The sequence below is a fragment of the Terrabacter sp. C0L_2 genome (assembly GCF_036352015.1).
Classification (GTDB): Bacteria; Actinomycetota; Actinomycetes; order Actinomycetales; family Dermatophilaceae; genus Terrabacter; species Terrabacter tumescens.
In genome coordinates, this window is sequence record NZ_CP143557.1 from 874,328 (window position 1) to 901,052 (window position 26,725).

Consider the following 26,725-nt stretch of genomic DNA (forward strand, 5'->3'; position numbering starts at 1 on the left):
AGTTCACAGCCACCCGGACACCGTCGTCCCGGACCCCGCGACCGTTCCCTCCCCGGCGAGAGCCGACGAGGAGGTATGCCGTGTCGCCCCCACGTACCAGGAGCCGACCTTGCCCACCCCCACCACTTCCCCCACCAGCGCGGTGACCCCGCCGTTCGCGCACGAGGCCGACGTGACGTCGGTGCGCGCCGCCCTGCGCTCGCCCCGCCGGCTGCGCGTCGAGGTCCTCGGCGGCCTCGTCGTCGCCCTCGCCCTGATCCCCGAGGCGATCTCGTTCTCGATCATCGCCGGCGTCGACCCCCGCGTCGGACTCTTCGCGTCCTTCACCATGGCGGTCACCATCGCGTTCGTCGGTGGCCGGCCCGCGATGATCTCGGCCGCGACCGGGGCGGTCGCCCTCGTCGTCGCCCCGGTCGTGCGCGACCACGGCCTCGACCACCTCATCGCCACCGTCATCCTCGGCGGCGTCATCCAGGTCGTCCTCGGCCTGCTCGGCGTGGCCAAGCTGATGCGCTTCGTCCCGCGCTCGGTCATGGTCGGCTTCGTCAACGCGCTCGCGATCCTGATCTTCCTCGCCCAGGTGCCGCACCTGCTCGGGGTGCCGTGGATGGTCTACCCGCTCGTCGCCGTCGGCATCGCCCTCATCGTGCTGCTGCCGCGGGTCACCACCGTCGTGCCGGCGCCGCTCGTCGCGATCGTCGTGCTCACCGTCCTGACCGTCGCGGCCTCGATCGCCGTGCCGACCGTCGGCGACGAGGGCAAGCTGCCCGAGTCGCTCCCGAGCCTCCTCGTGCCCAACGTCCCCTTCACGCTCGACACGCTGACGACGATCGCGCCCTACGCGCTGGCGATGGCCCTCGTCGGGCTCATGGAGTCGCTCATGACCGCCAAGCTCGTCGACGACGTCACCGACACCCACTCGCCGAAGACCCGCGAGGCGTGGGGCCAGGGCGTGGCCAACATCGTCACCGGCCTCTTCGGCGGCATGGGTGGCTGCGCGATGATCGGCCAGACCATGATCAACGTCAAGGCCTCGGGTGCTCGCACCCGGATCTCCACCTTCCTGGCCGGCACCTTCCTGCTCGTCCTCGTCGTCGGGCTCGGCGACATCGTGGCGGTCATCCCGATGCCAGCCCTCGTCGCCGTCATGGTCATGGTGTCGGTCGGCACGATGGACTGGCACAGCATCAGGCCCGCCACCCTGCGCCGGATGCCGCGCAGCGAGACCACCGTCATGCTCGCCACCGTCGCGGTCGTCGTGGCGACCAGCAACCTCGCCATCGGTGTCGTCGTCGGCGTCCTCGTCGCGATGGTGATGTTCGCCCGCCGCGTGGCGCACCTGACGCGGGTCGTGGACGTCGCCCACCCCGACGCGGACACCCGCGTGTACGCCGTCGAGGGCGAGCTGTTCTTCGCCTCGAGCAACGACCTCGTGACGCAGTTCGACTACGTCGGCGACCCGGCCCACGTCGTCATCGACCTGTCGCGCTCCCACATCTGGGACGCCTCGACCGTCGCGGCCCTCGACGCCATCACCGAGAAGTACGCCGCGAAGGGCAAGACCGTGACGATCACCGGCCTGAACGACTCCAGCCAGGAGCGGCACGACCGGCTCAGTGGGCAGCTGACCGGCGCGCACTGAGGACGGCTCGGGGACCCGGCCACCCGGCATACGCCCTCGGTCGGGTGCGCGCAGGCGCTCGTCGAGCGAGCCGGTCAGCGGCCGCGGTTGCGGCGGCGGACGTCCTTCGGGGGGCGGCCGCCGGCATACGAGCGCGAGGGGTCCACGACATAGCCCTGGCGCAACGCCTCGCGGCCGACGAGCATGCGGAAGCCCATCCGGTCGCGCTTGCTCAGCGTGACCTCGGCGGGCACGGTGCGGCCGGCGAGCGAGAGGTCCAGGCGCACGACGTAGCGCTTGGTCACGTGGCCCGACGAGCTGCGCACGCTGCGGCGGTCGCGCACCCGGCACTCGACGGTGTGCGCGTCGTCGCTGGTGTCCTGCCACGGGTGGACGGTGAAGCGCACCCACGGCTCGCCGTCGCGCTCGAACTCCTCGACGTCCTCGGCGTGCAGCGACGACGTGCGGGCACCGGTGTCGATCTTGGCCTTGACCCACGGCAGTCCCGCGCCGGGCAGGGAGACCCACTCCCGCCACCCGACGGGAGTGCTTGAATAGGCCGGCCCAGACACCCGCCCATCTTGGCAGGACCCAGCATGAAACTCGCGATCCTCTCGCGCGCGCCGCGTGCCTACTCGACGCAGCGCCTGCGCACCGCAGCGCTCGACCGCGGGCACCAGGTGCGGGTGCTCAACACGCTCCGCTTCGCCATCGACCTGTCGGGGCCCGAGCCGGACCTGCAGTTCCGCGGCCGCCCGCTGTCGGACTACGACGCGATCCTGCCGCGCATCGGCAGCTCGATCACCTACTTCGGCACAGCCGTCGTGCGGCAGTTCGAGCAGATGGACGTCTACACGCCCAACACGGCCAACGGCATCGCCAACGCCCGCGACAAGCTCCGCGCCGCGCAGATCCTCTCGCGCCACCAGATCGGCATGCCCGCGACGACGTTCGTGCGCAACCGCGCCGACGTCATGCCGGCCATCGAGCGCGTCGGGGGCGCCCCCGTCGTCATCAAGCTGCTCGAGGGCACGCAGGGCATCGGCGTCATCCTCGCGCCCGACATCAAGATCGCCGAGGCGATCATCGAGACGCTGCACAGCACCAAGCAGAACGTCCTCATCCAGAGCTTCATCACCGAGAGCCGGGGCCGCGACATCCGAGCCCTCGTCGTGGGCGACCGCGTCGTGGCCGCGATGCGCCGCCGGGCCAGCGGCGACGAGTTCCGCTCCAACGTCCACCGCGGTGGCACCGTCGAGCCGGTCGAGCTGACGCCTGAGTACGAGCAGGCCGCCGTGCGCTCGGCGCAGATCATGGGCCTGCGCGTCGCCGGCGTCGACATGCTCGAGGGCAACGACGGCCCGCTCGTCATGGAGGTCAACTCCTCCCCCGGCCTCGAGGGCATCGAGACCGCGACCAACCTCGACGTCGCCGGCGCGATCATCGACCACATCGCCGGCCAGGTCGCCTTCCCCGAGATCGACGTGCGCCAGCGCCTCACGGTCTCGACGGGCTACGGCGTCGCCGAGCTCGTCGTCCACGCCGGCGCCGACATCATCGGCAAGACGATCGGCGACTCCGGCCTCGAGGAGCGCGACCTGCAGGTGCTGACGCTGCACCGCGGCACGAGCGTCATCCCCAACCCGCGCCGCCGCGTCGTGCTCGAGGCCGAGGACCGGCTGCTGTGCTTCGGCCGCCTCGAGGAGATGCGCTCGATGATCCCCGAGCGGCGCCGCCGGCGCGCCAAGGTGCGCAAGCTGCCGAACGACCCGATCCACACCGTCGCGTGAGGGCCGCGGGAGGGCCGCGTGAGGGTCGCCCGAGCGCGCCCGATGGCGTATGCCGTCCGGCGCGCTCCGTGACGAGGGCTAGCTGCCGCTGACGTTGCGACGCCGCACGAGCTCGGCCCGCAGGCGGGCGACCTCGGCGTCGGCCTCGGCCACGCGGTCGTCCGCGCGGGCCACGGCCTCGTGGGCCGCGTCGCGGTCCTCGTCGAACCCCGCGCGAGGGGCCGCGTCGGGGACGCTTTCGCGCGACGGGGTGCCCGACGGCTCGGACGAGGGCCGCATCTGGTCCACCTCGGACTTGAAGATGCGGGCCGAGCGCCCGAGGCTGCGAGCCATGTCGGGCATGCGCTTCCAGCCGAAGAGGAGCACGACGGCGATAGCGATGATGGTGAGCTCCGGCCACCCGAGATCGGCCACGGGAACCTCCTGACGGTCGGCGGGAACGGACGACGGTCAGCGTCCCGCGCACGCTTGCTGCCGTCACCGTAGGAGTCGCGGATGGGAGACCGCCGCGAATCAGCCGGGAGTCCGCTGTGCCCTGCTGTGACCTGCTGCGCTCCGCTGGTCCGTTCAGGGGGTCGTGGCCGGCTGTGCGTCCGACGAGGGCGGCGTGGGGTCCGGGGTCGCGGCGACTGCGGCAGGCTCCGAGAGCTCGGCGAGGTCGCGCTCGGCGTAGAGCCGGTGGAGGTACTCCTCATTGAGGATCGTGCGCAGGATGCGGGTGACGGCATACGGCTCGGGCTCCGGGTAGCCGGGCTCGAGGACGGGCTCGGTCGTGGCGGTGAGCGCCTCGTCGGTGAGGCCGTCGACGACGCGGCGCACCGTGGCCATGCGGTCGGCGCGCAGGGCCAGCACCTGGTCGAGCGTCGGGCGGGCGTCGCGGTCGCGCGGCACGGGCGGGCTGTCGGGCATGTCGTCGTGCGGCAGGTCGAGGGCGTCCCACGGCTCCGGGTCACCGAGCAGCGCCCGGTTCACCCACGCGTCGGTGGCGAAGACGAGGTGGCGCAGGGTCTCGATGAACGACCACTCGCCGTCGACCCGCTCGTGGAGCTGCTCGGGCGTGAGGGCGCGGGCCCTCTCGACCGTCTCGGCCCATCGCCGCTCGACGACGTCCCAGGCCTCCCGATAGCCGGCGGCGTCGGTGGGCCGCATCTTCGGGCGGTCCGGGTCGCGGCGGTCGAGCTCGGCGTCGATGAGCGGCGCGACGTCGACGCCGTTGATGACGAGGTTCTCGACGTCGCCGGTGATGTCGACGTCCTCGAGCCAGACGTCACGGGCCCGCAGGCCCCGCAGGTCGACCATGCGCAGCGACGCGCCTCGGAGGTCGACGTCGTGCAGCCGGGCACCGTCGAGGTGGACGTCCTCGAAGCTCGCCCCGGTGAGGCGGACCCGCTCGAACCGTGTCCCGGTCCGGTCCTCGTACGTGACGTCGCTCATCCCGGTCTCCCTCGCCTCGCAGCCATCGCGTCAGGGGCAGCGTAGGACCCGACCCGGACGATCGGCGTCCGGTCAGCGCAGTCCCTCGACGATGAGCAGCACGCCGAAGACGACGAAGGCCGCTGCCGCTCCCCACTTGATGACGTGCTCCGGCAGCCGCTTGCCGAGGGCGGCCCCGACGACGATGGCCAGCGCGTCGGCCGCGACCATGCCGACCGTGCTGCCGAGCCACGTGCCGAACCAGCCGTGCTGCGTCGCGAGCGTGATGGTGGCGAGCATCGTCTTGTCGCCGAGCTCGGCCAGGAAGAAGGCGACGGTGACGGCGATGATCGCGGTGCGCCGGGTCGTGCGGGCGACGGCCGCCTCCTCGTCGGAGAGCGAGTCGCCCCGCAGCGTCCACGCGGCGAAGAAGAGGAAGGCGACACCCGCGGTGACGGAGATGGCGTCGCGCGGCAGGTTGTCGCCGATCGCGGCACCGATGGCGACCGAGCCCAGGTGGACGACGGCAGTCGCGATGGTGATGCCGACGAGGACGTGGAGCATCTTGAAGCGGGTGGCGAACGTCATCGCCATGAGCTGGCTCTTGTCGCCGAGCTCGGCGACGAAGATGACGGCGGCGCTGATCAGAAAGGCGGACACGGTGGTTCTCCTCGGCGCGCGCTCGAAGCACCCGGGGAGCCTCGACCTGGCGCGCCCGTCGGTGGGTCGGCACGAGGTCGAAAGTCTCGTCCGCCGCGGGCCGCGCCTGCCCGGAGGGCGTCGCGATCGGGGCCGGCCGCACCGGGCCGGAGCCAGTGTGTCGATGCGGTCGTTGGGGACTACTCCCTTTCGATGTGACGACCGTAGGTGCAGCTCTGCCGTGGGCGCAACGTCTCGGTGTGCCTAGCGATTCTTCTCGGAAACCCTTGGGGCGCCTATGTGTCGACAGTCGGAGTAGTGACAACCCTTGGCGTTCAACGGTTTCGGCGAGGCCGCCTCGACGCTGACGAGGAGCGCGGCCACCGCCTGGTCTCCGAGCTCGGCGACGAGGTGTCCGTCGGCCGCGGCGCCGGGAGCCGTGACGTCGAGCCGGGTCGCACCCCCGAACGGCTTCCGCTCGCGCACGACGACCTCGGCGTCGACCGCGATCCCGGTCTCAGCGAGCCAGCGCAGCAGGGCCGGGTCGTCGTCGTCGATGCGCGCCACGAAACGGCGCTGGCCGACGGGAGTCGTCGCCAGCGGCTCGGCCGTGGGCTGGTGGAGCACCCCGTCGGCCGTCGGGATCGGGTCACCGTGCGGGTCGCGCCACGGGTGGCCGAGCTGGGCGTCCATGCGCTCGACCATGAGGGTCGAGACCGCGTGCTCGAGCACCTCGGCGTCGTCGTGCACCTCGTCCCAGGCGTAGCCGAGCGACGTCACGAGGAAGGTCTCGACGAGCCGGTGGCGGCGCACCATCCGCAGCGCCTGCTCGAGCCCTTCGTCGGTCAGGCGCATCCCGCCGTAGCGCTTGTGCGCGACGAGGCCGCTGTCGGCGAGCTTGCGGGCCATCTCGGAGACGGACGAGGTGGACACCCCGAGCCGGGCGGCGACGGCAGCGTTGCTGACCGTCTCGTCCTGCCACTCGCCGAGACTGAAGATGACCTTGAGGTAGTCCTCGATCGCGGTGCGGTTCTCGGTCTTGGCCACCGCCAGAGACTACGGGAGCAGGGTGGCGACGAGCACGAAGCACCCGACGAAGAAAACCGTCGCGGCCACCCCCGTCAGGAGACGTCGGGACACAGAGTTCGGCATACCCAACTTTTATCATGGGCACACCTAGCGGGGGACCGATCGTCGCCGGTCCCCCGCGAGAGGCGCGTCACGTCAGGCTGTCCGCGAGGGCCACGACGAAGCCGCCGAGCATGAAGGCGGCGATCGCGGCCGCGAGCGCACCGGTGGGCTGCACCGGGATGAACCGGCGCGCACCGGTGACCGGTCCGCTCCCGCCGTGGTGCTCGTGCGTCAGGGCGTGTCCCTTGCCGCGGGAGAGCAGGTAGCGGTTGACGGGATAGGCGGCGGCGAAGGCCGCGACGAGCGAGATCGCCATGCCGACCCAGAAGACCGTGTTGACGAGACCCGCGTTCATCGCGCCGGGGATGACGGCCATGACGAGGTTGTCGACGACCTCCATCGTGAGGATCGAGACGGTGTCGGCGGCCAGGACGAGCCGCAGCGCCGTGCCGAGCGCCAGGCCCCCGCGCAGCAGCGGCAGGCTCGAGAGGGTGTAGCCGAAGAGGAAGGCGAGCCCGATCGACAGCGCGATCGTCGCGCCGTTGCCGAGGCCGGTGGCGGTGCCGATGAGGAGTCCGAGGATCTCACCGATGGCACAGCCGGTGAGGCAGTGCAGGGTGGCGCTGGCCGCCATCGACGCGAGGCCGCCCCCGTGGCTCGCGTGCGAGCTGTGGCCGCCCTTCTGGTCGTGCTGGTCGTGCTGGTCGTGCTGGTGGGTGGCCGCCTGTTCGGCGTGCTGGGCGTGGGCTGCGTCGGTCATGGTCTCGGCCTCTCCGTCGTCGGGGCGGGGACGTTCCCGGCCCGCTGTCGTCACCACGCGGCATACCCCCCATGGGTATCCCGTACGGTCAGACAACGAGGGGCGCTCCCCTGCTATTCCCCGCGGCGGGCGACCCGCTGGATCGGGACGTCCCGCTCACGCAAGAATGCGCCCATGAACCCGCCCGAGAGCACCGACGACGTGCACGAGCTCCTCCTCGCCCAGGCCGACCGGGCCACGACGGGCGCGCTCACCGACCCGGCCGTCGTCGCCGCCGTCGTTGCCGTCGAACGCCTCGTCGTGGCAACGGGATCGACCGACGCGCAGGTCCTGCGCGACGCGCTCCTCGGCAGGCCGGTCCCGGGGTCCGACGAGACCCACGTTGCCGAGCTCGTCGCCGAGGGACGCAGCCACGTCGCGGCGGGGCTCATCCGTCGCGCGACCGGTCAGGCCGTCGACGCCGGCGTGGTCAACCCGGCCTCGGGCGGCTACGAGATCACGACCGATGCGACCCTGCTCCGCGCCGCGGTGCGCGCCGCCCAGGGGTCGATCAACGCGATGCCCTACTACGGCGCCCGCTACGGGGCGCGGGGCTCGCGCTTCGCGACGACGGACTCGGCGTGGCTGCTCTCCCTGGCCGGCCTCTCCGCGGAGCGCGCCATCCACCAGGTGGAGTGGCTCTCCCGCGTGCTCGCCGCCCGCGGCATGCCGACGTGGCTGCTCGAGATCCACCTCGACGCCCTCGTGTCGGAGGTGCAGTCGGTCGCGGGCGAGCACGCCGTGGGCTCCCTCCCGGTGGGCGCGGCGGCCCTCGGCGGGACGCGGCGGCAGCACGTCGACGACGACCTCATGCGCTCGGCCGACCTCTGGGCCGACGCCGCCCTCGGCGACGCGCTCCCGGTGCCGCACACCGGCGCCCTGCTCGCGGCGGCCATCGCGGACGAGCGGGCCGGGCTGACACCCGACGACAGCTCGCTCGTGGACTGGCTCACCGACCCCGAGCGGGTGTCCACGTCCAACGCCGCGGCCGTGCGGGCGGTCCGGCAGCGCATCCTCGACGAGGCCCGCTGACCGTCCCGGAGCGCGATGGGTGACGAGGTCACGACGCAGGCTTGACCTTGACGCTGCGTCAGGGTTGCAGCCTTGGTCCATGACCACTTCACACGCCATCGAGATCGCCGGACTCACCAAGTCCTACGGCGACCAGGAGGTGCTCCGGGGGGTCGACCTGACCGTCCCCCGCGGCACCGTCCTCGCCCTGCTCGGCTCGAACGGCGCCGGCAAGACGACCGCCGTCCGCATCCTCTCGACGCTGCTCCGCGCGGACGCCGGGACCGCCAGCGTCAACGGCTTCGACGTCGCCGCCGAACCGGCGCGGGTGCGCGAGTCGATCAGCCTCACCGGGCAGTTCGCCGCCGTCGACGAGATCCTCACCGGGCGGGAGAACCTCGTGCTCGTCGCGCAGCTGCGACGGCTCGAGCAGCCCCACCGCATCGCCGACGAGCTGCTCGAGCGGTTCGCGCTCGCCGACGCGGCCGGGCGCCGGACGGCCACCTACTCCGGCGGCATGCGCCGGCGCCTCGACATCGCCATGAGCCTCATCGGCGACCCTCCCGTGCTCTTCCTCGACGAGCCCACGACCGGCCTCGACCCGCAGTCGCGCAACGAGGTGTGGAAGACGGTGCGCGAGCTCGCCGGCCACGGCACGACGGTGCTGCTCACGACGCAGTACCTCGAGGAGGCCGAGCAGCTCGCCGACCGGATCGCCATCCTCCACGAGGGCCGGATCATCGCCGAGGGCACCCTCGCCGAGCTCCAGCAGCTCTTCCCCCCGACCGTCGTCGAGTACGTCGAGAAGCAGCCGACGCTCGAGGAGGTCTTCCTCGCGATCGTGGGCCACGACGACGCCGACCACGCTGTCACCCAAGGAGATTCGCGATGACTACCACCCCCACCCACGTCGCCGGCGACACGACGGTCCTGCTCAAGCGGTCCCTGCGCCACATCCTGCGCAGCCCCGACACGATCATCACGACGGCCATCACCCCGATCGCCATGCTGCTGCTCTTCGTCTACGTCTTCGGCAGCGCGATCCGCGTCGGCGGTGACAGCTACGTCGACTACCTGCTGCCCGGCATCCTGCTCATCACCGTCGCCTCGGGCATCGCCTACACCGCGTTCCGGCTCTTCACCGACGTGTCGAGCGGCATCTTCGAGCGGTTCCAGTCCATGCCGATCGCCCGGTCCGCCGTGCTGTGGGGCCACGTGCTCACCTCGCTCGTCGCCAACCTCGTCTCGCTCGCGCTCGTGGTGCTCGTCGCGCTGGCGATGGGATTCCGTTCGGGCGCAGGTGTGCTCGCCTGGCTGGGGGTCCTCGGGATCCTCGTCCTCTTCACGCTGGCGCTGACCTGGCTCGCCGTCATCCCGGGGCTCACGGCGACGTCGGTCGACGGCGTCAGTGGCTTCTCCTACCCGCTGATCTTCCTGCCCTTCATCAGCTCGGCGTTCGTGCCGACCGAGGGCATGCCGGGACCAGTGCGGTGGTTCGCCGAGCACCAGCCGGTCACCTCGATCGTCGACACGATCCGCCACCTCTTCGCCGGCCAGCCGCTCGGCAGCGAGGTCTGGGTCGCCCTCGCCTGGTGCGTCGGCCTGCTCGTGCTCGCCTACGCCCTGGCGATGCGCACCTACCGCCGCAAGCTCGGCTGACCAGACGCTGACGAGGCGCGGGAACACCGTCACCACAGGAGAATGGGCACATGCTGACCATCAGCCAGCTCGCGGCATACGCCGGCGTGACCGTGCGTGCGGTGCGGCACTACCACGCGAAGGGACTGCTGCCCGAGCCCGAGCGCGACCGGTCCGGCTACCGACGCTACGACGCGGCCGCGGTCGTGCAGCTCGTGCGGATCCGCGTCCTCGCCGACGCGGGCGTGCCCCTCTCGCGGGTGCAGGAGCTGCTGACGGCCGGTGACGAGGAGTTCGCGGCGGCGGTCGAGGAGATCGACCGCCGCCTGCGCGCGGAGATCCGCGAGCGGCAGCGGCACCGGGAGCGGATCGCCCAGCTCGCGGCGGGCGAGAGCCTGGCGCTGCCGCCCGAGGTCGTGGCCTACGTCGACCGCATGCGCGAGCTCGGCTTCCCCGAGCGGCTCATCGAGGTCGAGCGCGACAGCTGGATCCTCATCTCCGCGCAGATGCCCGACGCGGTCGCGGCCCTCATGGCGATCAAGCAGACCCAGATCGACGACGAGCCGCTGCGGCGTCTCTACCTCGACATCGGCGACCTCGTCGACTGCGGTCCCGACGACCCGCGGCTGCCGGTCCTGGCCGACCGGGTGGCCGCCTTCATCGAGGCCGCCGCGGCCCAGGGCGAGGGCCTCGAGGAGGAGCACCCCGTCAGCGCCGAGCTCGTCGAGCTGCTCGACGCAGCGTTCCTCGAGTCCTTCGCATGCGCGGCGCGCCTGCTCGAGCTGCTCGAGGAGCGCGGCTGGACCGGGTGGACCGACATCCGTCGCACGGCCACGGTGTGAGGATGGACCCATGACCACGGTGCGTCGCTTCGACCACGTCGGCATCACCGTCGCCGACCTCGACACGGTGACGGCCTTCTTCGTCGGGCTCGGGCTCGAGCCGACCGGTCCGCGCATGACGGTCGAGGGCGACTTCCTCGACACCGTCATCGGCATCCCCGGCGCCCGCACCGAGATCGTCATGCTGCGCCCGCCGGGCGGCGACACGTGCCTCGAGCTGTCGAGCTTCGTCCGACCCGACCACGAGCCCGGCTCGCCGGACGCGATGGCCAACGAGCTGGGCCTGCGCAACGTCGCCTTCGAGGTCGACGACCTGCGGTCCACGGTCGATCGTCTCGCTGCCGACGGCCACGGGCTCGTCGGCGGTGTCGGTGAGTACGAAGGCGTGTGGCGCATGGCCTACGTCCGCGGCCCCGAGGGCATCATCGTGTCGCTCGCCGAACGCGTCGACGGGTCCTGAGCGGCGCGTCGCTCGGGGTGCGCAGGGCGGCTGCCGTCAGTCGTCGAAGACCGACCAGCAGATGTCGTTGCGCGCCCGCTGGTCGTCGAGGACGAGCTCGCGGACAGCGGACGGGAGCTGGTCGCGCTGCCAGCGGCACTCGCGCCGTCCGGCCGCCTCGCTCTCGGCTGGGGCGTCTACGGACGCGGCGGCACGAACGGCCTTGATGGCATAGGCCGCCGCCCCCAGGTCGTGGGCAGCCACGTGCGCGACGCACGCGGCCTGCCCTGCTGCGTAGGCCGCGAAGCGAGGTGCGCCGCGCAGGTCGCGGGCCGCACCCATGGCGTGACCACCCGCGGCGCGGGCCGTCATCATCGTCACCTCGCCGCGCGTCCAGGCGCGGGCGTGCTCGATGGCGTCGCGCGGCCGTGGGTCGTCGGGGCGCTCGGACTCGAAGAGCCCGAGCACGTGCTCCGCGCACGTCGCCGCCCAGAGGACGAGCAGGTGGTGGTCGGCGTCCGTCAGGGTCCCGCCGCGACGGATCGTCACGAGGCGCGGGTCAGGGGTCGCGGGCAGGATCACGCGCGGGCTCCCGTCACCGCTGCCGACTGCATCCGTCGAGGTTACGCAGCCAGGCACGCAGTGGGTGAGACCGGAGGCGCCGGGCCTCCACCCGACGTCGTACGCACCTGCGACCCGGGGCGCACGGCGGAGCCCGCAACATCGCTCCAGGGTCAGACGCCGCCGGTCTGAGGCGTGCCTAGCGTTGCGGCTGCAGACGGCCGCCACCACCACCGACCCGGAGGATCCGACATGCAGCCCGTCCCCCGCAACAGACCCGCTGGCCCCGGCGCCGGCTCGCCCGTCACCCGCTCGCCCGTCACCGACCCGCCCGTCACCGGACCGGGCTGGCGCGCCTAGGCAGCTCTCACGGGCGGCACCGCGCTCGCGCTCGCCGCTGTTGCCGTGCTGCCGTTCCCCGCAGCCGGACTGGGTCCGGGCGGGGGCTACCTGGACGTGTCGACGCTCGGGACCGCCGTCGCGGACGGACTCGTGCACTTCTGGCAGGGCGGCACCCCGGAGCTGCCCCCGAGCCTCGCGGCGCCCGTTGCCTTCTGGGCGCGGTTCCACGCCGTCAAGGCCGCTCTCGCGGTGCCGCTGCTCGTGCTCGCCATCATGCTCGGGAGGCGGATCTGGAGCGAGTGCGTCACCGCGCGCAGCGGACGACGCCGTGCCTGGTTCACGCTCGCCGGCCTGGTCGAAGCACCCCTCGTGCTGCTCGCCGCCCTCCTCGTCGTCGCCAACGTGCAGGGCGCTCTCGCCCCGCTGTCCTCGGCCCTCGGCCTGCTCGACGTCCACCCGACCGACCCCGCGGTCGCGACGACCCTCCGCGAGATCAGGGACGGTCTCGAGAACCCGTCGGGAAGGACGGCGACGCCTGCCCTGACGCGGCTCGTGGAGGACTTCACGGCATACCACGTCGTCATGGTGTGGCTGGGAGCGATCGTGACCGTCTGCCTCGTCGTGGTGGCCGCGCGCTGGTGGCGACGCGCGCGGGGGCAGCGGCGGCACCGTCACGACGGGTCCGCTCGGCCGGAGCCACGGTCGCGCTGCTGTCGGCGGCGGCCTTCGCAGTCATCACGGCCGCAAACCTCAGCACGGCCCTGCACCCGGCTCCGGCGCTCCTCGGCTTCTTCCAGGGAGGCGCCTGAACGCCCCGCCGCCCTCGGGGTCACGGCCGTCGTCGCGGTCGAGACCGGTCACCGCCTACGGGACTCGCCACGGGTCGAGCGGGGTTATCGTGCGGAATGGCCACCGAGTCGTCCTACTCCATCGCGCCGCTCAGCCCCGAGACCTGGCCCGCGTTCGATGCGCTGGTGCAGCGGCACAACGGCATCTTCGGCGGCTGCTGGTGCATCTGGTTCCACCCCGACGGTCCCGAGCGCGGCCAGGGCGCGGAGGCCAACCGGGCGCTGAAGAAGTCCTACGTCGAGCAGGGCAAGGCGCACGCCGCTCTCGTGATGGACGGCGACGAGGCCATCGCCTGGGCCGAGTACGGCACGCCGGTCGAGCTGCCGAGCCTGCACCACCGCAAGGAGTACGACGCCACCAAGACGGCGGACCCCGACTACCGGATCACCTGCGTCTTCGTCGACAAGCGGCACCGGCGACAGGGCGTCACGGAGCTGGCGATCACCGGTGCGCTCGACCTGATCGCCCGGGCCGGCGGCGGGACGGTGGAGAGCTACCCGCACGACCTGACCGAACAGACCAAGAAGATGTCGTCGTCGTTCCTCTACAACGGCACCCGACGTCTCTACGAGCGGCTCGGCTTCACCTACGACCGGCCCAAAGGGCTGAAGAACTGCGTCATGGTCAAGGTCGTCGAGCCTGCCTGAGGCTCGCGGCCCCCGGCGGGCAGCTCAGTCCGTCAGTGCCGCGGGCGCGGCGACGCACACGACTCCCCTGTTGCCCTCCTGGTCGGCGACGACGACGAGCGACGGTGCCTCGCTGTCGTCGACCACGGTGCCACCCGCGGCGAGGGCTGCGGCGACTCGCTGCTCGGCGACCTCCGGCGCCACGTAGACCTCGACGTGGAACCGCTGTCGCGGGCTCTCGTGCTCGTCGGCGCCCCCGAACCACAGATTCGGTATGCGTCCGGTGGCGTCGCGGATCTCGTCGCTGGGTGAGCCGTGGCCCTGGGACTCCGGACTCCCGGTGAGCAGCGCGGCCCACACCGGGGCGATGGTCGAGGAGCTCGCCGTGTCGAGACCGAGCTCGATGACGCTGACGGACGCCGGGTCTGCGGTGAGGTCGTGGTCGGCGGCGATCTCGGTGATCCGGCGGGCGAGGTCGACGTCCTGCTGGGTCACCCACTGGACGACGTGCTCGGTGCCCTCGTCGTCGCGGTAGACGGCGTCGTCGCTGACCAGCTTGAGGTCGACGTGACCGCGACCCATCGACACCGTGGGGTGGTGCCCGACGGCGTCGCCCGCCTCACCCACCGCGGCGAGGAAGCGTATGCCGGCGGCGAAGTCCGCGACCACGTAGCGCGCGTGCAGTCCCTGCGCGAGCTTGCGCCAGTCGGCCAGACGGGCCCCCGCGATCGCTTCCCCTGTCAGCATGTCCATACGCGAGGACCATATCCGCGATCGTCGTCCGATAGCTGGGAAGGCGGTGGCGACCTCGTGGGTCTCCTCGATGGACGGAACGCACCGTTACCGCTGCCGGCGGCCCTCAGGCCAGGTGGGCGGCGATCGCCCTGAGGGCGCGGTCGCGTTCGGTCTTGGTCCACTCGCCGCCGTCGAGGACGACCCATGCCGCTCGTTCCGGCGTCAGGAACGCGACCGCGGACGCTTCACCCTGCGTGCCGTGTGCGGAGGGGACGGAGCCGGCCATGACCTTGAGGCCGCTTACCGTGCCCGGCGCCGCGTCGGCGCAGGACGTGAACGCCGACTCGAGGAACGCGAGGGTCCCCCGGGGGTCGCCCCGGCGCAGCTCGATCTCGACGTAGGCGACCGTGCGGCCCGGCATCTGGCCGTCCACACTTGCGCCATCGTCGGCGCTGAGGAAGGCGCGCCGGATCCGGTCCGCCCCAAGCGCGTCGACCATGCCCATCCAGTCGGCGGACAACCACGGTGGGGGCTGGCCGCACCACACCGCGTCGCCGCCGGGAAGCGAGCCCCTGGAGCAGCGCGGGTCGTCCCGTGAGTCCGGTCCCGGGGTGAACTCGTCGTTGAGGTCGATGCCCCGTGAGACGCCCTTGCCGAACAGGTCCCCGAAGGGAAGCTCGGCCGTGGTGTCCGTTCCGAGGTCACGGCGCATCGCGCACTGCGCGGCGTCGACGACCTCGGTCATCGACGGTCCGGGACTGGTGGAAGCGCCGACTGGTGACGGCTGTGGCGGCGAGGTCGACCCACGGCTGTCGCACCCGGCGACGGCAAGCGCCGCCACCGCCGCGATCAGGTAGGCCGCGGCGCGTCGCCCCGGTCGTGGTCGTCGCGCTGTCCGTGCTGCCCCTGACGTCATGTCCTGGAGTGTGCCCTCCCGCTGCCCCGGGCGCGCTGAGGCTGCCTCCGTCGTGTCGTCGAGTCGTCGCGCGCCGATGCGTTGCCCTGCATCGCGCGGCGGATGAGATGACGCGGCGCTACCTCGAGGCTCGACCGGCTCTACGCGTTCGGGCGGTGACGACAGGGGCGACTGCGGTCGCCCTCGTCGTCGGTCCACCGGTGTCAGAAGTTGTTGGCCATGTTGGTGAAGCGGCTGAAGTGACCCTGGAAGGCGACGACGATCGTGTCGGTCGGTCCGTTTCGGTGCTTGGCGACGATGAGGTCGGCCTCGCCCTCTCGGGGAGAGTCCTTCTCGTAGGCGGCCTCGCGGTGGAGCAGGATCACCATGTCGGCGTCCTGCTCGATCGAGTTGTGCACGGCGATGCCGTTGGCGATGAAGTTGTGCGTGCCGATGACCGTGGCGTCGAAGACCTCCTCGACCCCGTCGGGCTCAATGGTCACGACGTCGTCCCACAGGACGTCGTTGGCCGCCTCGAGGTCGAGGTCGAGGCTGTGGAAGACCTCTTCGAGTCGCTCGAGGCTCATCCCGTTGTCGTCGAGCACGCCGTCGGCGATGTCCTCGGCACGGAAGCCGACGCGGCGGGACGAGCGGGTCGCCACGGCAGCGTCCTCGGGGACGTCGGCTCCGGAGCGCTCGCGCACGATCTGCAGCAGCAGCTCGGCTGCCTCGGACTTCTCGGTGTGGACCGCGATCTCCTGGAGGAAGCGGCGCTGGTCGTCGACCCCGCGCACGTCGAGCTCCCAGATGTCGTCGCGCGCGGCGACGGCGGTCGAGATGCCGAAGCGGAGCAGCAGGTGGGCCACGTCGTCGAGCAGCCGCCGCGAGGCGTGGCGCAGGACGATGCGTCCCTCGCGCGCCTCCTCGTCGACGGTGATCTCGCCGTCCAGGGCGAAGAGCCCGTCGACGAGCAGCCCGATCTGCCGCTTCGGGAAGTGCGCGATGTCGGGCATGAGCGCGCGGGCACTCATCTCGGTCACGTCGAACCCGATGGAGCACCCGCGCGCCGCGAGGCGGCCCTGCGAGTCGTCGGGAGTCCGCGACGAGAGGATCAGCGCGCCGAGCCGGATGTCGGCGTCGTCGAGGACCTCGTCGAACATCTCGGGGGCGGGGACGTGCCTCGGCACCGCGACCCGGCTGCCGGTGCGCAGGTCACCGAGCTGGGTCCAGCCGGACGTCGTGAGGAACGGGTGGTTCTCGGTGGCGCGGACCGTCTTGCCGGACGCCAGCGTCAGCCGGAACACCGGACGCACGCCGGTGGAGAAGACCGTGGTCATCGGGCGCTTGACGTAGCGCAGCGACTCGTCGAGTCCCCACACCGGGACCTCGCGGTCCGGGTGGCGGGCGTACTCGTCGACGAGCTCGGCGATCGACATCGTGGCGCCGGTGTCGGCGCGCAGGATGCGGGTGTCGGCCGTGAGGCAGCCCGACTCACGCAGGTCGCTCATCGCGGGCTTCTTGTCGGTGCGCTGCTCGGGACCACGGTTCAGCTGCGAGATCGCGATGACCGGGACCTCGAGCTCCTTGGCAAGCAGCTTGAGCGCACGCGAGAACTCCGAGACCTCCTGCTGGCGCGACTCGACGCGCTTGCCCGAGCTCATCAGCTGGAGGTAGTCGATGACGACGAGCTTGAGGTTCTCGCGCTGCTTGAGCCGGCGGCACTTGGCGCGGATCTCCATCAGCGACATGTTGGGTGAGTCGTCGATGAAGAGTGGGGCGTCGGAGACGCGGCCCATCGTCGAGGCGAGGCGGGTCCAGTCCTCCTCGCGCATCGTGCCCTTGCGCATGTGCTGCAGCTGGATGCCGGCCTCGGCCGAGAGCAGACGCATCGTGATCTCGGTGCGGCTCATCTCGAGCGAGAAGACGACGGCGGCCATCTTGTGCTTGATCGCGGCCGACCGGACGATGTCAAGGCCGATCGTCGAGTTGTGGGTCGGGATCATCGCCTCGCCTGCGAGGTACAGGTGGTCGGCCGCCGCGACCTCGATGCAGCGGACCGGCACCGACTCGACCGGACGGATCGCAGAGATCTTCCACTCCGTGGCGTCGATGGCGGTGACGCCGGTGGCCGGTCGCCGCTCGACCGTCACGACGCCACTGCGCTCAATGGCGCCCAGAACCTCGGCAGTCGTCATCACCCGACCGGGACTGCCGTCGATCGCGACGAACCACTGGTGCTGCTCGTCGGCGACGAGCACCGACCCGTCGGAGAACTCGACCTCGTAGCACGGACGGTCGACCATGACCTCCGTGGCGGCCACGACGCGAGTGGGCAGTCCGTCCGACCCGATGACGAAGTCACCGACGGAGACCTCGCCCATGGTGGTCCAGCCGTCCGGGGCCGCGAGAGGCGTGTCGAGTGCAAGCGCCTTGCCCATCGCGGGGCGGGCGGCGATGACGATCATCTGGCCGGGGTGCAGGCCGTTGGTCAGGGCGTCGAAGTCGGTGAAGCCCGTGGGCACACCGGTCATCTCGCCGGAGCGGCCAGACGCGACCTCGATCTCGTCGACTGTGGCCTCGATGATGTCGCCGATGGCGTGGTAGTCCTCGCCGCCGCGCTTGTCGGCGACGGCGTAGACCTCGGCCTGGGCGGCGTTGACGATGTCCTCGACGTCGCCACCGCCCTGGGCGTAGCCGAGCTGCACGATGCGGGTGCCTGCCTCGACGAGCCGGCGCAGCACGGCGCGCTCGGCGACGATCTGGGCGTAGTAGCCGGCGTTGGCCGCGGTGGGGACCGAGGCGATGAGCTGGTGGAGGTAGGCCTGGCCGCCGACGCGTCCGAGGTCGCCGCGCTTGGTCAGCTCGTCGCTGACGGTGATGGCGTCGGCGGGCTCGCCACGGCCGTAGAGGTCGAGCACGGCGTCGTAGATGAGCTCGTGCGCGGGCCGGTAGAAGTCGGTGCCCTTGAGCTGCTCGACGCAGTCGGCGATGGCGTCCTTGGACAGCAGCATGCCGCCGAGGACCGACTGCTCGGCGCCGACGTCCTGGGGCGGGAGCCGGTCGTCCGGAGGCCCTCCATCACGGGCCGACGACGACGCAAAGGCACTGGTGCTCAGCTCGTCGAGCGACACGTGCTCCCCTTCCCCTGAACGGTGAATGACCTCGGCCCAACCCGGTCCACACCAGTAGACAACGCAGCCCTGACAGTGCCCGATCCGGGGCGGGACGTAGCCCTCCCGGCCGTCCGTCCGCCCTCCCGTGGGGCACCCGCCCCACCGTAGGTGCGCTGCTCGGCCGACAACAACCTCACGAGCCCCTCACTCCCACACGCCTGTGGACAACCGGTGGACGGCCACCCTCGACACGCCGTCAACAGGTGTGGACAACGTGTGTGCACAACTGTGGGCATGTGGCGACGGTCACACCCTCCCGTGCTCGCTGACCTGCACCGATGCCCGTCCACGGGGTGTGGAGAACAAGTTCCTCACCCCTGTGCGTTGTCCACAGACACGCACGACACGCCCGAGCGTGGGGTATGCCGTGGGGTAAGGCCGTGCACGCCGTGCTCACAGTCCTGCGGCCGAGGCGTCGTAGTAGTCCCGGTTGCGCAGGCCGACGGCGGCCGCCTCGTCGAGGACGGCCGTGGCGTCGGCGTGCCACTGGAGCACGGAGGCCGGGCACGACGCCGACAGCGGGCCCTCGAGCGCGGCGGCCACGGCGTCGGCCTTGCCCGGCCCGGACGCGACGAGGACGAGGCGCCGCGCGTCGAGCACCGTCCCGAGTCCCTGGGTCACGCAGTGGGTCGGCACGTCGTCGATCGCGGCGAAGAAGCGCGCGTTGTCGTGCCGGGTCCGGTCCGACAGCCGCTTGACCCGGGTCCGTGACGACAGGGCCGAGCCCGGCTCGTTGAAGCCGAGGTGGCCGTTGGCCCCGATGCCGAGGATCTGGACGTCGACCCCGCCCGCGGCAGCGATGCGACGCTCGTACTCCGCGGCTCCGGCGTCGAGCTCGGCCTCGGTCCGGCCCGAGCCGTCCGGCACGTGCAGGCGGTCGGCAGGCAGCCCCAGGGGACCGCAGACCTCGCGCAGCAGCACCTCGCGGTAGGACTGCGGGTGTCCGACCGGCAGCCCGACGTACTCGTCGAGCGCGAAGCCGCGGGCCCGGCTCAGGTCGGGCCGGCCCGTCCGCACGGCGGCCGCGAGCTCCGCGTAGAGCCCGAGCGGCGACGACCCGGTGGCGAGACCGAGCGCCGGCTCGGGGCGTCCTGCGGCGGTGAGGCCGTCGATGACGACCTCGGCGGCCCGGCGGGCGACGTCGGCGGGCGTGGACAGGACGAGGACCTCCATCAGCCCACCCTCTCACCGGACGGGACGACCGCACGGACAGCGTCCGCAGTCGTGCGAGCCGTCCCGGCAGTCCCGAACGCAGGATGTCCGGCCCCGGGTCGCACGCTCCCGAGCCAGGCGGCCCCGAGGGCGGCCACCGGCACGTCAGCCGCCAGCAGCTCGACCCGCTCGGGCAGCCCGAGGGTCTCGACGATCCGTGAGGAGCGCCCGCGACGCTCGAGGTCGGCCCGGACGCCACGCAGCAGCGGCTCACCGAGGCCCGCGAGACCGCCACCCACGACGACGCGCTCGGCGCCGGACGCGAGCGCGAGCACCTGGACGGCGAGTCCCACGCCCGTGCACAGCACGTCGACGGCAGCCGCGGCGAGCAGGTCCCCGGCGGCTGCCGCCGCGAACGGGTCACGGGCCCGTCGTCGCGGCTCGGGCCACAGCCGTGCGAGGGCCGATCCGGATGCGACCGTCTCGAGGCAGCCGACCTGTCCGCACGAGCACGGTGCGTCGCCGCCCACCGGGAGGTGGCCGATCTCGCCTGCGGCACCGTCGATGCCACGGACGACGACACCGTCGCGGACGACGGCGGACGCGAGCCCCGTGCCGAGGTTGAGGTAGGCCAGCGCCGGCGACGAATCGCCCGGCGGCACAAGCCCTTCGGCTGAGGTCCGCAGGCGCCACGCCCCGAGCGCGGCCGCCTTGACGTCGTTCTCCACCCAGACCGGCACGCCGAGGTGCCTCGACAGCTCACCGCCGAGGTCGAGCGACTCGACCTCGAGGTTGACGGCGTGCCGCGCGAGCCCGGTCACCGGGTCGACGAGCCCCGGCATGCATGCGCCGACCGACACGACGTCGACCGCCGATCCCGCGGCACCCCCCTCGAGCACGTCTCGGGCCACGCGCACCGCCACGTCGACGACGCCGACGGGTCCGCGGCCCGACGGAGCCGAGCGCAGCGCGTGCACCGTGCCGTCGTCGGACACGAGGGTCACTGCGGTCTTGGTCCCACCGATGTCGATGCCGAGCCTGAGCCCGGCGGTCATCCCGCCGGCACCCCGAGATAGCGTCCGAGCGCCTCGGCGACGACGACGGAGCCACCGAAGGTCACGAGATCGGCGCCGCCACGGGGCCACCCGCAGTCCACGACAATCGTCGGATGTCCCTGCGCGCGAAGCCGGTCCGCAACAACCCATAGTGGGTGACCGGCCGACAGCCCTCGTCCTGCCACCGCGACCTTGGCGCCGGCGGGCACGTCGGCCTCCTCCGTCGTCAGCCCCACGGCCCGCGGTCCCCAGGCGACGCGGCCGACCGCGAGGTTCGGGTCCGACGCCACCTGCACGATGACCGGCTGCCCGGGCGCGTCGAGCCACGCCCGCACCGCGTCACCGACCTCGAAGCCCTCGACGAGAGCGCCGTTGAGCCAGCCACGCGCTTCACGCTTGCCCTCGCTCCCAAATGCCGCCTCGACCCCAAAATGCTTGGACAGCAATGCGACTCGTGCCACCGCATCCTCGAGCCGCGCCACCGGCAGTCGCCCCGATGCTGCTGCGTCGACGACCGACTCGACGACCGCGAGGTAGCACTCCTCCGTCGTCTCGGACCCCACGCAGAGCAGGTCGCACCCCGCGACGAGGGCGCGCACCGCCGCCTCCGGGATGCCGGTCTCGGCGGAGGCCCCGGCCATGTCGAGGGCGTCGGACACGATGACCCCGTCGAAACCGAGCCGTCCGCGCAGCACGTCCCCGAGCACGGCCGCCGAGAAGGTCGCAGGCCGCTCGGCGTCGATGGCGCTGACGACGACGTGCGAGGTCATGATGCACGCCACGTCCGCCTCGATCGCGGCCCGGAACGGCTCGAGCTCGCGCGCGTCGAGCACGTGCGCCTCGACGTGCACGCGAGGCAGGGCGTGGTGCGAGTCGGTCACGGTGTCGCCGTGCCCGGGGAAGTGCTTGGCGCAGGCCGCGACCCCGACCGACTGCACACCGGTGACGTACGCCGCCGAGTGCCGCGCCACGTGCGAGGCGTCGGCACCGAAGCTCCGCACGCCGATGACCGGGTTCTCGTCGGCCGAGTTGACGTCGACGACGGGCGCCAGGTCGAGGTTGATCCCGTATGCCGCGAGCTCGCGTCCGATGGCCGACGCGGAGTCCCGCGTCAGCGCGGTGTCGTCCAGCCGGCCGAGCAGCGCGTTGCCGGGCTGGGTGGACCCGGTCGGGTAGTGCAGCCGGGTCACGTCGCCACCCTCCTCGTCGACGGCGACGAGCAGGTCCGGAGCGACCGACCGGAGCGACGCGCACAGCTGCGCGAGCTGGTCGGGACCCACCACGTTGGCGCCGTAGAGGCAGACGGAGGCCAGGCCCGCGGCATACTCCCGCTCGACCCACGCGGGGACGGTGGTGCCGACGAATCCGGGCATGAGCGTGCCGACTGCGAGGCGCCGCAGCGCCTCTCGTGAGGTGGTCATGTCAGCCCTTCACCGCCCCGCCGACGAGGCCGTTGCTCATGCGCCCCTGGACGACGAGGAAGAAGATGATGACGGGCACGGCCACGACGGTCGACGCGGCCATGACCTGGCCCCAGTCGGTCTCGCGGGTCGCGCTCGCCTGGACGAAGCCCCGCAGCCACAGCGGGAGGGTGCGGGACTGCTCCTCGGTCATGACGACCAGGGCCACGGTGAACTCGTTCCACGCCTGGAGGAAGGCATAGACGCCGGAGGCGACGAGCCCGGGAGCCAGCAGCGGGAACGTGATCCGCAGGAAGGCCTTGGTGCGCGAGAGCCCGTCGACCATGGCGGCCTCCTCGAGCTCCACCGGCACCCCGGCCACGAAGCCGCGCAGCATCCACACCGTGAAGGGCACGACGGCCGCGGTGTAGAGCAGCGCGAGCCCGAGGATGTTGTTGAGCAGGCCGATCGAGCTCATCATCTTGTACTGCGCGATGAACAGTCCCTCGGCCGGCAGCATCTGGATGAGCAGCAGCGCGAGGACGAACGAGCGGCGCCCGCGGAACCGGAAGCGGCTGATCGCCAGTGCCCCGAGGAAGGCGACGACAATGGCGGCCGCGACGGTGATGAGGGTGACGGCGAGCGAGATCCCCAGTGCCCGAACGAAGCCCGGGTCACCGAAGACGGTCGCGAAGTTGTCGAGCGAGCCACCGAAGGGCAGGAACGTCGGGGTGCTCGACTGGAGCGTCACCTTGTCGAGGAACGCCGAGTTGAGCATCCAGTAGACGGGGAACGCCCAGACGAGGGCGACGGCCACGGCGACTGCCGTGAGCACCGTGCGCCGCGTGGAGTGGCGCGACCGGGCGGGGCCGAGGGTGCGACTCACGACTCCTCCTTCATGAGGGAGCGGACGTAGTACCAGCTGACGGCCACGGTGAGCAGCAGCATGAGGATCGAGACGGCGCTGGCCATCCCGAAATCGCCTGCGCCCGTGCCGAGCTGGTAGATGTACGTGCCGAGCAGGTGGGTCTCGTTAGCGACGCCGCCGGCGTCCTGGAGCAGCTTGATCTGGGTGAAGACGCGCAGGTCCCAGATCAGCTGGAGCAGCAGGACGATCGAGATGACGGGCGCCACGAGCGGAAGGATGATGTGCCGCAGGCGTTTCCACCCGCCGGCACCGTCGATCTCGGCGGCCTCGAGCACCTCCGGCGACAGCTGGGTCAGGCCGGCGTAGATCGACAGCGCCACGAAGGGCACGCTCATCCACACGACGATGACGGCCGCGACGACGAAGAACGACAGCGGCTCGACGAGCCAGTTGTGCCCCTGCGCGTCGACGCCGACGCGCTCGAGGGCCCAGTTGAGCAGTCCGTTGCGCCAGTTGACGATCCACGTCCACACCGTCATCGAGGCGACCACCGGCATGGCCCACGCGAGGAGCAGTGCGACCTGCAGGGTCAGCCGACCGGCGCGACCGACCGCTCCCATGAGCAGCGCCAGGGCGAGACCGATGGCGACGGTCAGCAGCGCGCACACGAGGCAGAAAGCGAGGGAGCGCCCGACGATGACCCAGAGGTTCGGGTCGGTGAGCAGGGCCGTGTAGTTCGCCAGGCCGACCCACTCGGGCGGCTGGCCGAACTGCTGCATCATCCCGAAGTGCTGGAAGCTCGTGACGACCTGCCAGCCGACGGGGTAGCCGAGGGCGGCGACGAGGAGCACGACGGCGGGCACGACGAGCAGCGCGGGCAGGCGGCGGCGCGGCCGAGTTGTGGGCGGCGCCGGCTGCGGTGCGGCGGCGGTCTCCGGGGGCGCGGTGGCCGTGGAGGTCATGGGGAGGGCCTTTCGGACCGGGGTCCGGCGGCCGGCTGGGAGGGGTTCCCGGCCGCCGGACGCGGTGTCACGCGGGCGTCAGGTCACGTGAGGTTGAGCAGCGGCGTGATCTTGGCGTCGTACTCCTTGGCGAGCGCCGTGAGGTCCGAGGCGTCGCGGATCTTGGAGAAGAACTCCTCCATGATCATCTTCGACTCGACCGTCGCCCAGCCCGGAGCGGCCGGGGTGAGCTTGGAGTTCGACGCGGACTCGATGAGCGCCTTGGCGAACTGGTCGTCACCGAGCGAGCTGACGTAGTCGCTGTTGGCCGGGCCGAGGCCGGCGCCGCCGAGCTTCTTCTGGTAGTCCGCCGAGAAGATGATCTTGAGCAGCTCGCGCGACAGGGCCTGGTTCTGGCTGGCCTTGGAGATGGCGATGTTCGAGCCGCCGGCGAAGACGGGGGCCGGCTTGCCGTCGTTGCCCGGGAGCACGAACGCGCCGAACGTCGCGTCGTTCCACTCGCGGACCTTCTTGCCGTCCTTCTCCTTGAGGTCGCCGATCGACCAGTGCGCCCAGCCCGGGGCCATGATCGTGGCGGCCGCGAGCGAGGTCTTGCCGGTGACCTTCTGGTTCGCGTCGAGGATCTCGTCGGCGTCGTTGACGTAGAGCCACGGCGTCTGGTCCTTGGCGTCGGCCGGCGCCTTGGAGGCGTTGCGGTAGAGGTCCTGCAGCTGGGTCAGGCCCTTGACCGTGTTGGGGTCCGCAAGGGTCGAGACCCACTGGCCGTTCTCCTGCTTGGCGAGCTCGCCCCCGTTGGCGAAGATCCAGGAGATGCCGTTGCGCCAGTCCTGGCCGCCGAGGAAGAATCCGGAGAAGTTCTTGATGCCCCGAGGGTTCTTGGCCGTGATCGTCTTGACCGCCGTGTCGAACTCGTCGAGCGTCTTCGGCTGGGCGACGCCCGCCTCCTTCCAGAGGTCCTTGCGGGCGAAGAGGTAGCGCGACCCGAAGTAGTACGGCAACGCATACTGCTTGCCGTCGACCGTCCCCACGTCGACGAACGACTGGAGCAGCTTGCTGCCCCCGAGCTCCTGGTAGAGGTCGGAGACGTCGCTGAAGGCGCCGACGTTGGTGAAGGTCGGGCTCTGGGTGTTGCCGAGCTCGGTGACGTCCGGGGTGTTCTTCGGGTCGGGCAGGGCCGTCGTCAGCTTGGTGACGAGGTCGGGCCAGGTCTGCTCCTCGATGGCGAGGGTGGCGCCCGTCTTGGCCTTGAAGGTGTCCTGCAGGTAGGTGCGCAGCTCCTTCGGGGTGTCGGAGCCCGCGAGCCAGAGGGTGATCGTCTTGCCGGCGTTGCCGGCGGTGCCCGACGCGCTCGGCGACGGGTCGGAGGTGGAGCCGGACGCACCGCCGCCGCACGCGGTGAGCACGAGGGCCGCGGTGGTCGTGGCGACGGCCAGACCCAGGGTCTTCTTCATACCTGTCTTCCTTTCGAAGGGCCGCGGTGCGGACCGGTTGTTCGCTGGACGCGAGTGGAGGGGTGTCCCTGTGGAGGGGAGGTCGAGGGGTGGTGCTGTGTGGTGCTTTCGTGGCGCTGTGGTCGAGGGATGGCGTATGCCGTCCCGCCCGGTCGGGCGGTCAGGCGACGCCGAGCTGGTCCCAGAGGACGAGGACGGCCGCCCCCCGCAGGACGATGTCGTCGGGGCGGTGCGCGAGACGCACCGTGAGGTCGGTGGTGGTGCGGGCCAGGAGGCGGGCCCGGAGCGTCTCGTCTAGGGCGTCGCGCAGGACGCCCCCGAGGAGGTGCTCGGGTCCGCTGAGCACGACCTCGGAGAGGTCGAGGGCGGCGACGACGGGTGCGAGGGCGATGCCGAGGCGCTCACCGGCCTCGCGCAGGGGCTCGAGGGGGGCGTCACCGGATGCTGCGGCGAGCGCCTTCTCGAGGTTCGGGGCCGACACCCAGGTCTCGAGGCAGCCGACCTTGCCGCAGCGGCAGGTCGCGCCACCGTCGGTGCCGACGGTGACGTGGCCGATCTCGCCCGACGCGAAGTGGGCGCCGCGGACGCGCTGCCCGCCGACGATGAGGCCGCCACCGACACCGCGGCCGATCTTGACGAGGACGAGGTCGTCGCCGCCGTCACCGAGCGTGTAGTCGGCGTGCACCGCGGCGTCGGCGTCGTTGACGACGAAGACGGGCAGGCCCGTGGCGTTCGCGACGATGTCGCGCAGCGGCACGTCGGTCCAGCCGAGGTTGGGGGCGGTGTCGACGACGCCGCCGAGCCCGACGATGCCGGGCGTGCCGACGCCGATGCCGAGCAGCGGCGCGGTGGCCGCCCCGATGACCTCGTGCACGAGGTCGAGCACCTTGTCGACGACGGCCTGGCCGGAGTCATCGCCGATGGGCCGCTCGGCGCGGACGAGGATGTTGCCGTCGAGGTCGAGCACGGCGGCGCGCAGCACCTCGTGCTCGGCGAGGTCGACGCCGATGGCCTGCAGACCGGTGCGGTTGACGTCGACGAGGGTGCCGGGCTTGCCGGGACGCACGACCACGGAGGGACCGAGCTCGACCGCGTGACCGCTGTCCATCAGCTCGGAGACGAGGTCCGAGACCGTCACCTTGCTCATCCCGAGCCGGCGGGCGAGGTCGGCCCGGCTCATCGCGCCGACGGAGTAGAGCATCTGGAGCACGAGCGAGAGGTTGTGCCGCCGGCCGTGGGCAGGCAGGACGGCGGAGCGGGGCGAGACCCGGCGGGCACGGGGAAGAGCGGTGGTCACGAGAGTTAGTAAAGTTTACTAACTCTCACCTTGGCA

The 26,725-nt window shown here is 71.7% G+C and carries 26 protein-coding genes; 9 read left to right on the top strand and 17 right to left on the bottom strand.

The window, feature by feature from the left end:
• The first annotated feature begins 142 nt into the window (after positions 1-142).
• A complete protein-coding gene (locus U5C87_RS04125) occupies positions 143-1,642 on the top strand; it encodes a SulP family inorganic anion transporter (RefSeq protein ID WP_330476655.1) in 1,500 nt (499 codons plus the stop codon).
• Between the two features lie 74 nt (positions 1,643-1,716).
• Here the strand turns inward: U5C87_RS04125 and U5C87_RS04130 are convergent, their stop codons facing one another.
• Positions 1,717-2,193 carry an ATP-dependent zinc protease family protein gene (locus tag U5C87_RS04130; protein ID WP_330475381.1) on the bottom strand — a complete coding sequence of 159 codons (477 nt, stop codon included), beginning with the start codon at positions 2,191-2,193 and terminating at the stop codon, positions 1,717-1,719.
• 24 nt (positions 2,194-2,217) lie between these two features.
• On the opposite strand from U5C87_RS04130, the gene U5C87_RS04135 reads away from it, so the two are divergent.
• Positions 2,218-3,411: a RimK family alpha-L-glutamate ligase gene (locus tag U5C87_RS04135; protein WP_030197895.1), complete on the top strand. Its 1,194-nt coding sequence runs from the start codon at positions 2,218-2,220 to the stop codon at positions 3,409-3,411.
• Between the two features lie 78 nt (positions 3,412-3,489).
• Here the strand turns inward: U5C87_RS04135 and U5C87_RS04140 are convergent, their stop codons facing one another.
• From U5C87_RS04140 to U5C87_RS04160, 5 genes are all read right to left on the bottom strand, one after another.
• Positions 3,490-3,825: a twin-arginine translocase TatA/TatE family subunit gene (locus U5C87_RS04140; protein WP_330475382.1), complete on the bottom strand. Its 336-nt coding sequence runs from the start codon at positions 3,823-3,825 to the stop codon at positions 3,490-3,492.
• A gap of 153 nt (positions 3,826-3,978) precedes the next feature.
• On the bottom strand, positions 3,979-4,845 hold the full coding sequence (locus U5C87_RS04145) for a DinB family protein (protein ID WP_330475383.1): 867 nt from the start codon (positions 4,843-4,845) through the stop codon (positions 3,979-3,981).
• 72 nt (positions 4,846-4,917) lie between these two features.
• Complete coding sequence (locus tag U5C87_RS04150) at positions 4,918-5,484, bottom strand: TMEM165/GDT1 family protein (protein WP_030197883.1); 567 nt, start codon at positions 5,482-5,484, stop codon at positions 4,918-4,920.
• 243 nt (positions 5,485-5,727) lie between these two features.
• Positions 5,728-6,510: a metal-dependent transcriptional regulator gene (locus U5C87_RS04155; RefSeq protein ID WP_330475384.1), complete on the bottom strand. Its 783-nt coding sequence runs from the start codon at positions 6,508-6,510 to the stop codon at positions 5,728-5,730.
• A gap of 172 nt (positions 6,511-6,682) precedes the next feature.
• Positions 6,683-7,354: a DUF4396 domain-containing protein gene (locus tag U5C87_RS04160; protein WP_330475385.1), complete on the bottom strand. Its 672-nt coding sequence runs from the start codon at positions 7,352-7,354 to the stop codon at positions 6,683-6,685.
• A gap of 174 nt (positions 7,355-7,528) precedes the next feature.
• Here U5C87_RS04160 and U5C87_RS04165 point away from each other — a divergent pair, with 174 nt between their 5' ends.
• The 5 genes from U5C87_RS04165 (at position 7,529) to U5C87_RS04185 (ending at position 11,344) form a co-directional block, all read left to right on the top strand.
• A complete protein-coding gene (locus U5C87_RS04165; RefSeq protein WP_330475386.1) occupies positions 7,529-8,425 on the top strand; it encodes a hypothetical protein in 897 nt (298 codons plus the stop codon).
• Positions 8,426-8,504: 79 nt separating this feature from the next.
• Positions 8,505-9,296, top strand: coding sequence for an ABC transporter ATP-binding protein (locus U5C87_RS04170; RefSeq protein ID WP_330475387.1), 792 nt, complete (start codon positions 8,505-8,507; stop codon positions 9,294-9,296).
• A complete protein-coding gene (locus tag U5C87_RS04175) occupies positions 9,293-10,063 on the top strand; it encodes an ABC transporter permease (RefSeq protein ID WP_330475388.1) in 771 nt (256 codons plus the stop codon). Before U5C87_RS04170 ends, U5C87_RS04175 begins: the two co-directional genes overlap by 4 nt.
• 50 nt (positions 10,064-10,113) lie before the next feature.
• Complete coding sequence (locus tag U5C87_RS04180) at positions 10,114-10,884, top strand: MerR family transcriptional regulator (RefSeq protein ID WP_330475389.1); 771 nt, start codon at positions 10,114-10,116, stop codon at positions 10,882-10,884.
• 10 nt (positions 10,885-10,894) lie between these two features.
• On the top strand, positions 10,895-11,344 hold the full coding sequence (locus tag U5C87_RS04185; RefSeq protein WP_330475390.1) for a VOC family protein: 450 nt from the start codon (positions 10,895-10,897) through the stop codon (positions 11,342-11,344).
• Positions 11,345-11,380: 36 nt separating this feature from the next.
• Here U5C87_RS04185 and U5C87_RS04190 read toward each other — a convergent pair whose 3' ends face one another.
• Positions 11,381-11,905 carry a putative immunity protein gene (locus U5C87_RS04190; protein ID WP_330475391.1) on the bottom strand — a complete coding sequence of 175 codons (525 nt, stop codon included), beginning with the start codon at positions 11,903-11,905 and terminating at the stop codon, positions 11,381-11,383.
• Positions 11,906-12,864: 959 nt separating this feature from the next.
• Between U5C87_RS04190 and U5C87_RS04195 the strand changes: the two genes are divergently transcribed.
• Positions 12,865-13,035, top strand: coding sequence for a hypothetical protein (locus tag U5C87_RS04195; RefSeq protein WP_330475392.1), 171 nt, complete (start codon positions 12,865-12,867; stop codon positions 13,033-13,035).
• 96 nt (positions 13,036-13,131) lie between these two features.
• A complete protein-coding gene (locus U5C87_RS04200; protein ID WP_330475393.1) occupies positions 13,132-13,722 on the top strand; it encodes a GNAT family N-acetyltransferase in 591 nt (196 codons plus the stop codon).
• A 24-nt stretch (positions 13,723-13,746) separates the two neighbouring features.
• On the opposite strand, the gene U5C87_RS04205 is transcribed toward U5C87_RS04200, so the two are convergent.
• From U5C87_RS04205 to U5C87_RS04250, 10 genes are all read right to left on the bottom strand, one after another.
• Complete coding sequence (locus U5C87_RS04205) at positions 13,747-14,454, bottom strand: VOC family protein (RefSeq protein ID WP_330475394.1); 708 nt, start codon at positions 14,452-14,454, stop codon at positions 13,747-13,749.
• Between the two features lie 106 nt (positions 14,455-14,560).
• Positions 14,561-15,181: a hypothetical protein gene (locus U5C87_RS04210; protein WP_330475395.1), complete on the bottom strand. Its 621-nt coding sequence runs from the start codon at positions 15,179-15,181 to the stop codon at positions 14,561-14,563.
• A gap of 374 nt (positions 15,182-15,555) precedes the next feature.
• The gene (gene dnaB / locus U5C87_RS04215) at positions 15,556-18,462 is read right to left on the bottom strand and encodes a replicative DNA helicase (protein WP_330475396.1); all 2,907 of its coding nucleotides are present in this window, start codon (positions 18,460-18,462) and stop codon (positions 15,556-15,558) included.
• Between the two features lie 435 nt (positions 18,463-18,897).
• Complete coding sequence (locus tag U5C87_RS04220) at positions 18,898-19,677, bottom strand: glucosamine-6-phosphate deaminase (protein ID WP_330475397.1); 780 nt, start codon at positions 19,675-19,677, stop codon at positions 18,898-18,900.
• A complete protein-coding gene (locus U5C87_RS04225; RefSeq protein WP_330475398.1) occupies positions 19,677-20,711 on the bottom strand; it encodes an ROK family protein in 1,035 nt (344 codons plus the stop codon). The genes U5C87_RS04220 and U5C87_RS04225 overlap by 1 nt, the downstream gene beginning before the upstream one ends.
• The gene (gene nagZ, locus U5C87_RS04230) at positions 20,708-22,132 is read right to left on the bottom strand and encodes a beta-N-acetylhexosaminidase (RefSeq protein WP_330475399.1); all 1,425 of its coding nucleotides are present in this window, start codon (positions 22,130-22,132) and stop codon (positions 20,708-20,710) included. The genes U5C87_RS04225 and nagZ overlap by 4 nt, the downstream gene beginning before the upstream one ends.
• A 1-nt stretch (position 22,133) precedes the next feature.
• Positions 22,134-22,997 (bottom strand): carbohydrate ABC transporter permease, encoded by an 864-nt coding sequence (locus U5C87_RS04235; RefSeq protein ID WP_330475400.1) that lies wholly within the window; start codon positions 22,995-22,997, stop codon positions 22,134-22,136.
• Entirely contained in the window at positions 22,994-23,941 is a 948-nt protein-coding gene (locus tag U5C87_RS04240; protein ID WP_330475401.1) for a carbohydrate ABC transporter permease, read from the bottom strand. The genes U5C87_RS04235 and U5C87_RS04240 overlap by 4 nt, the downstream gene beginning before the upstream one ends.
• 83 nt (positions 23,942-24,024) lie before the next feature.
• Positions 24,025-25,392: an extracellular solute-binding protein gene (locus tag U5C87_RS04245; protein ID WP_330475402.1), complete on the bottom strand. Its 1,368-nt coding sequence runs from the start codon at positions 25,390-25,392 to the stop codon at positions 24,025-24,027.
• 160 nt (positions 25,393-25,552) lie between these two features.
• A complete protein-coding gene (locus U5C87_RS04250) occupies positions 25,553-26,689 on the bottom strand; it encodes an ROK family transcriptional regulator (protein ID WP_330475403.1) in 1,137 nt (378 codons plus the stop codon).
• Between the last annotated feature and the right edge of the window lie 36 nt (positions 26,690-26,725).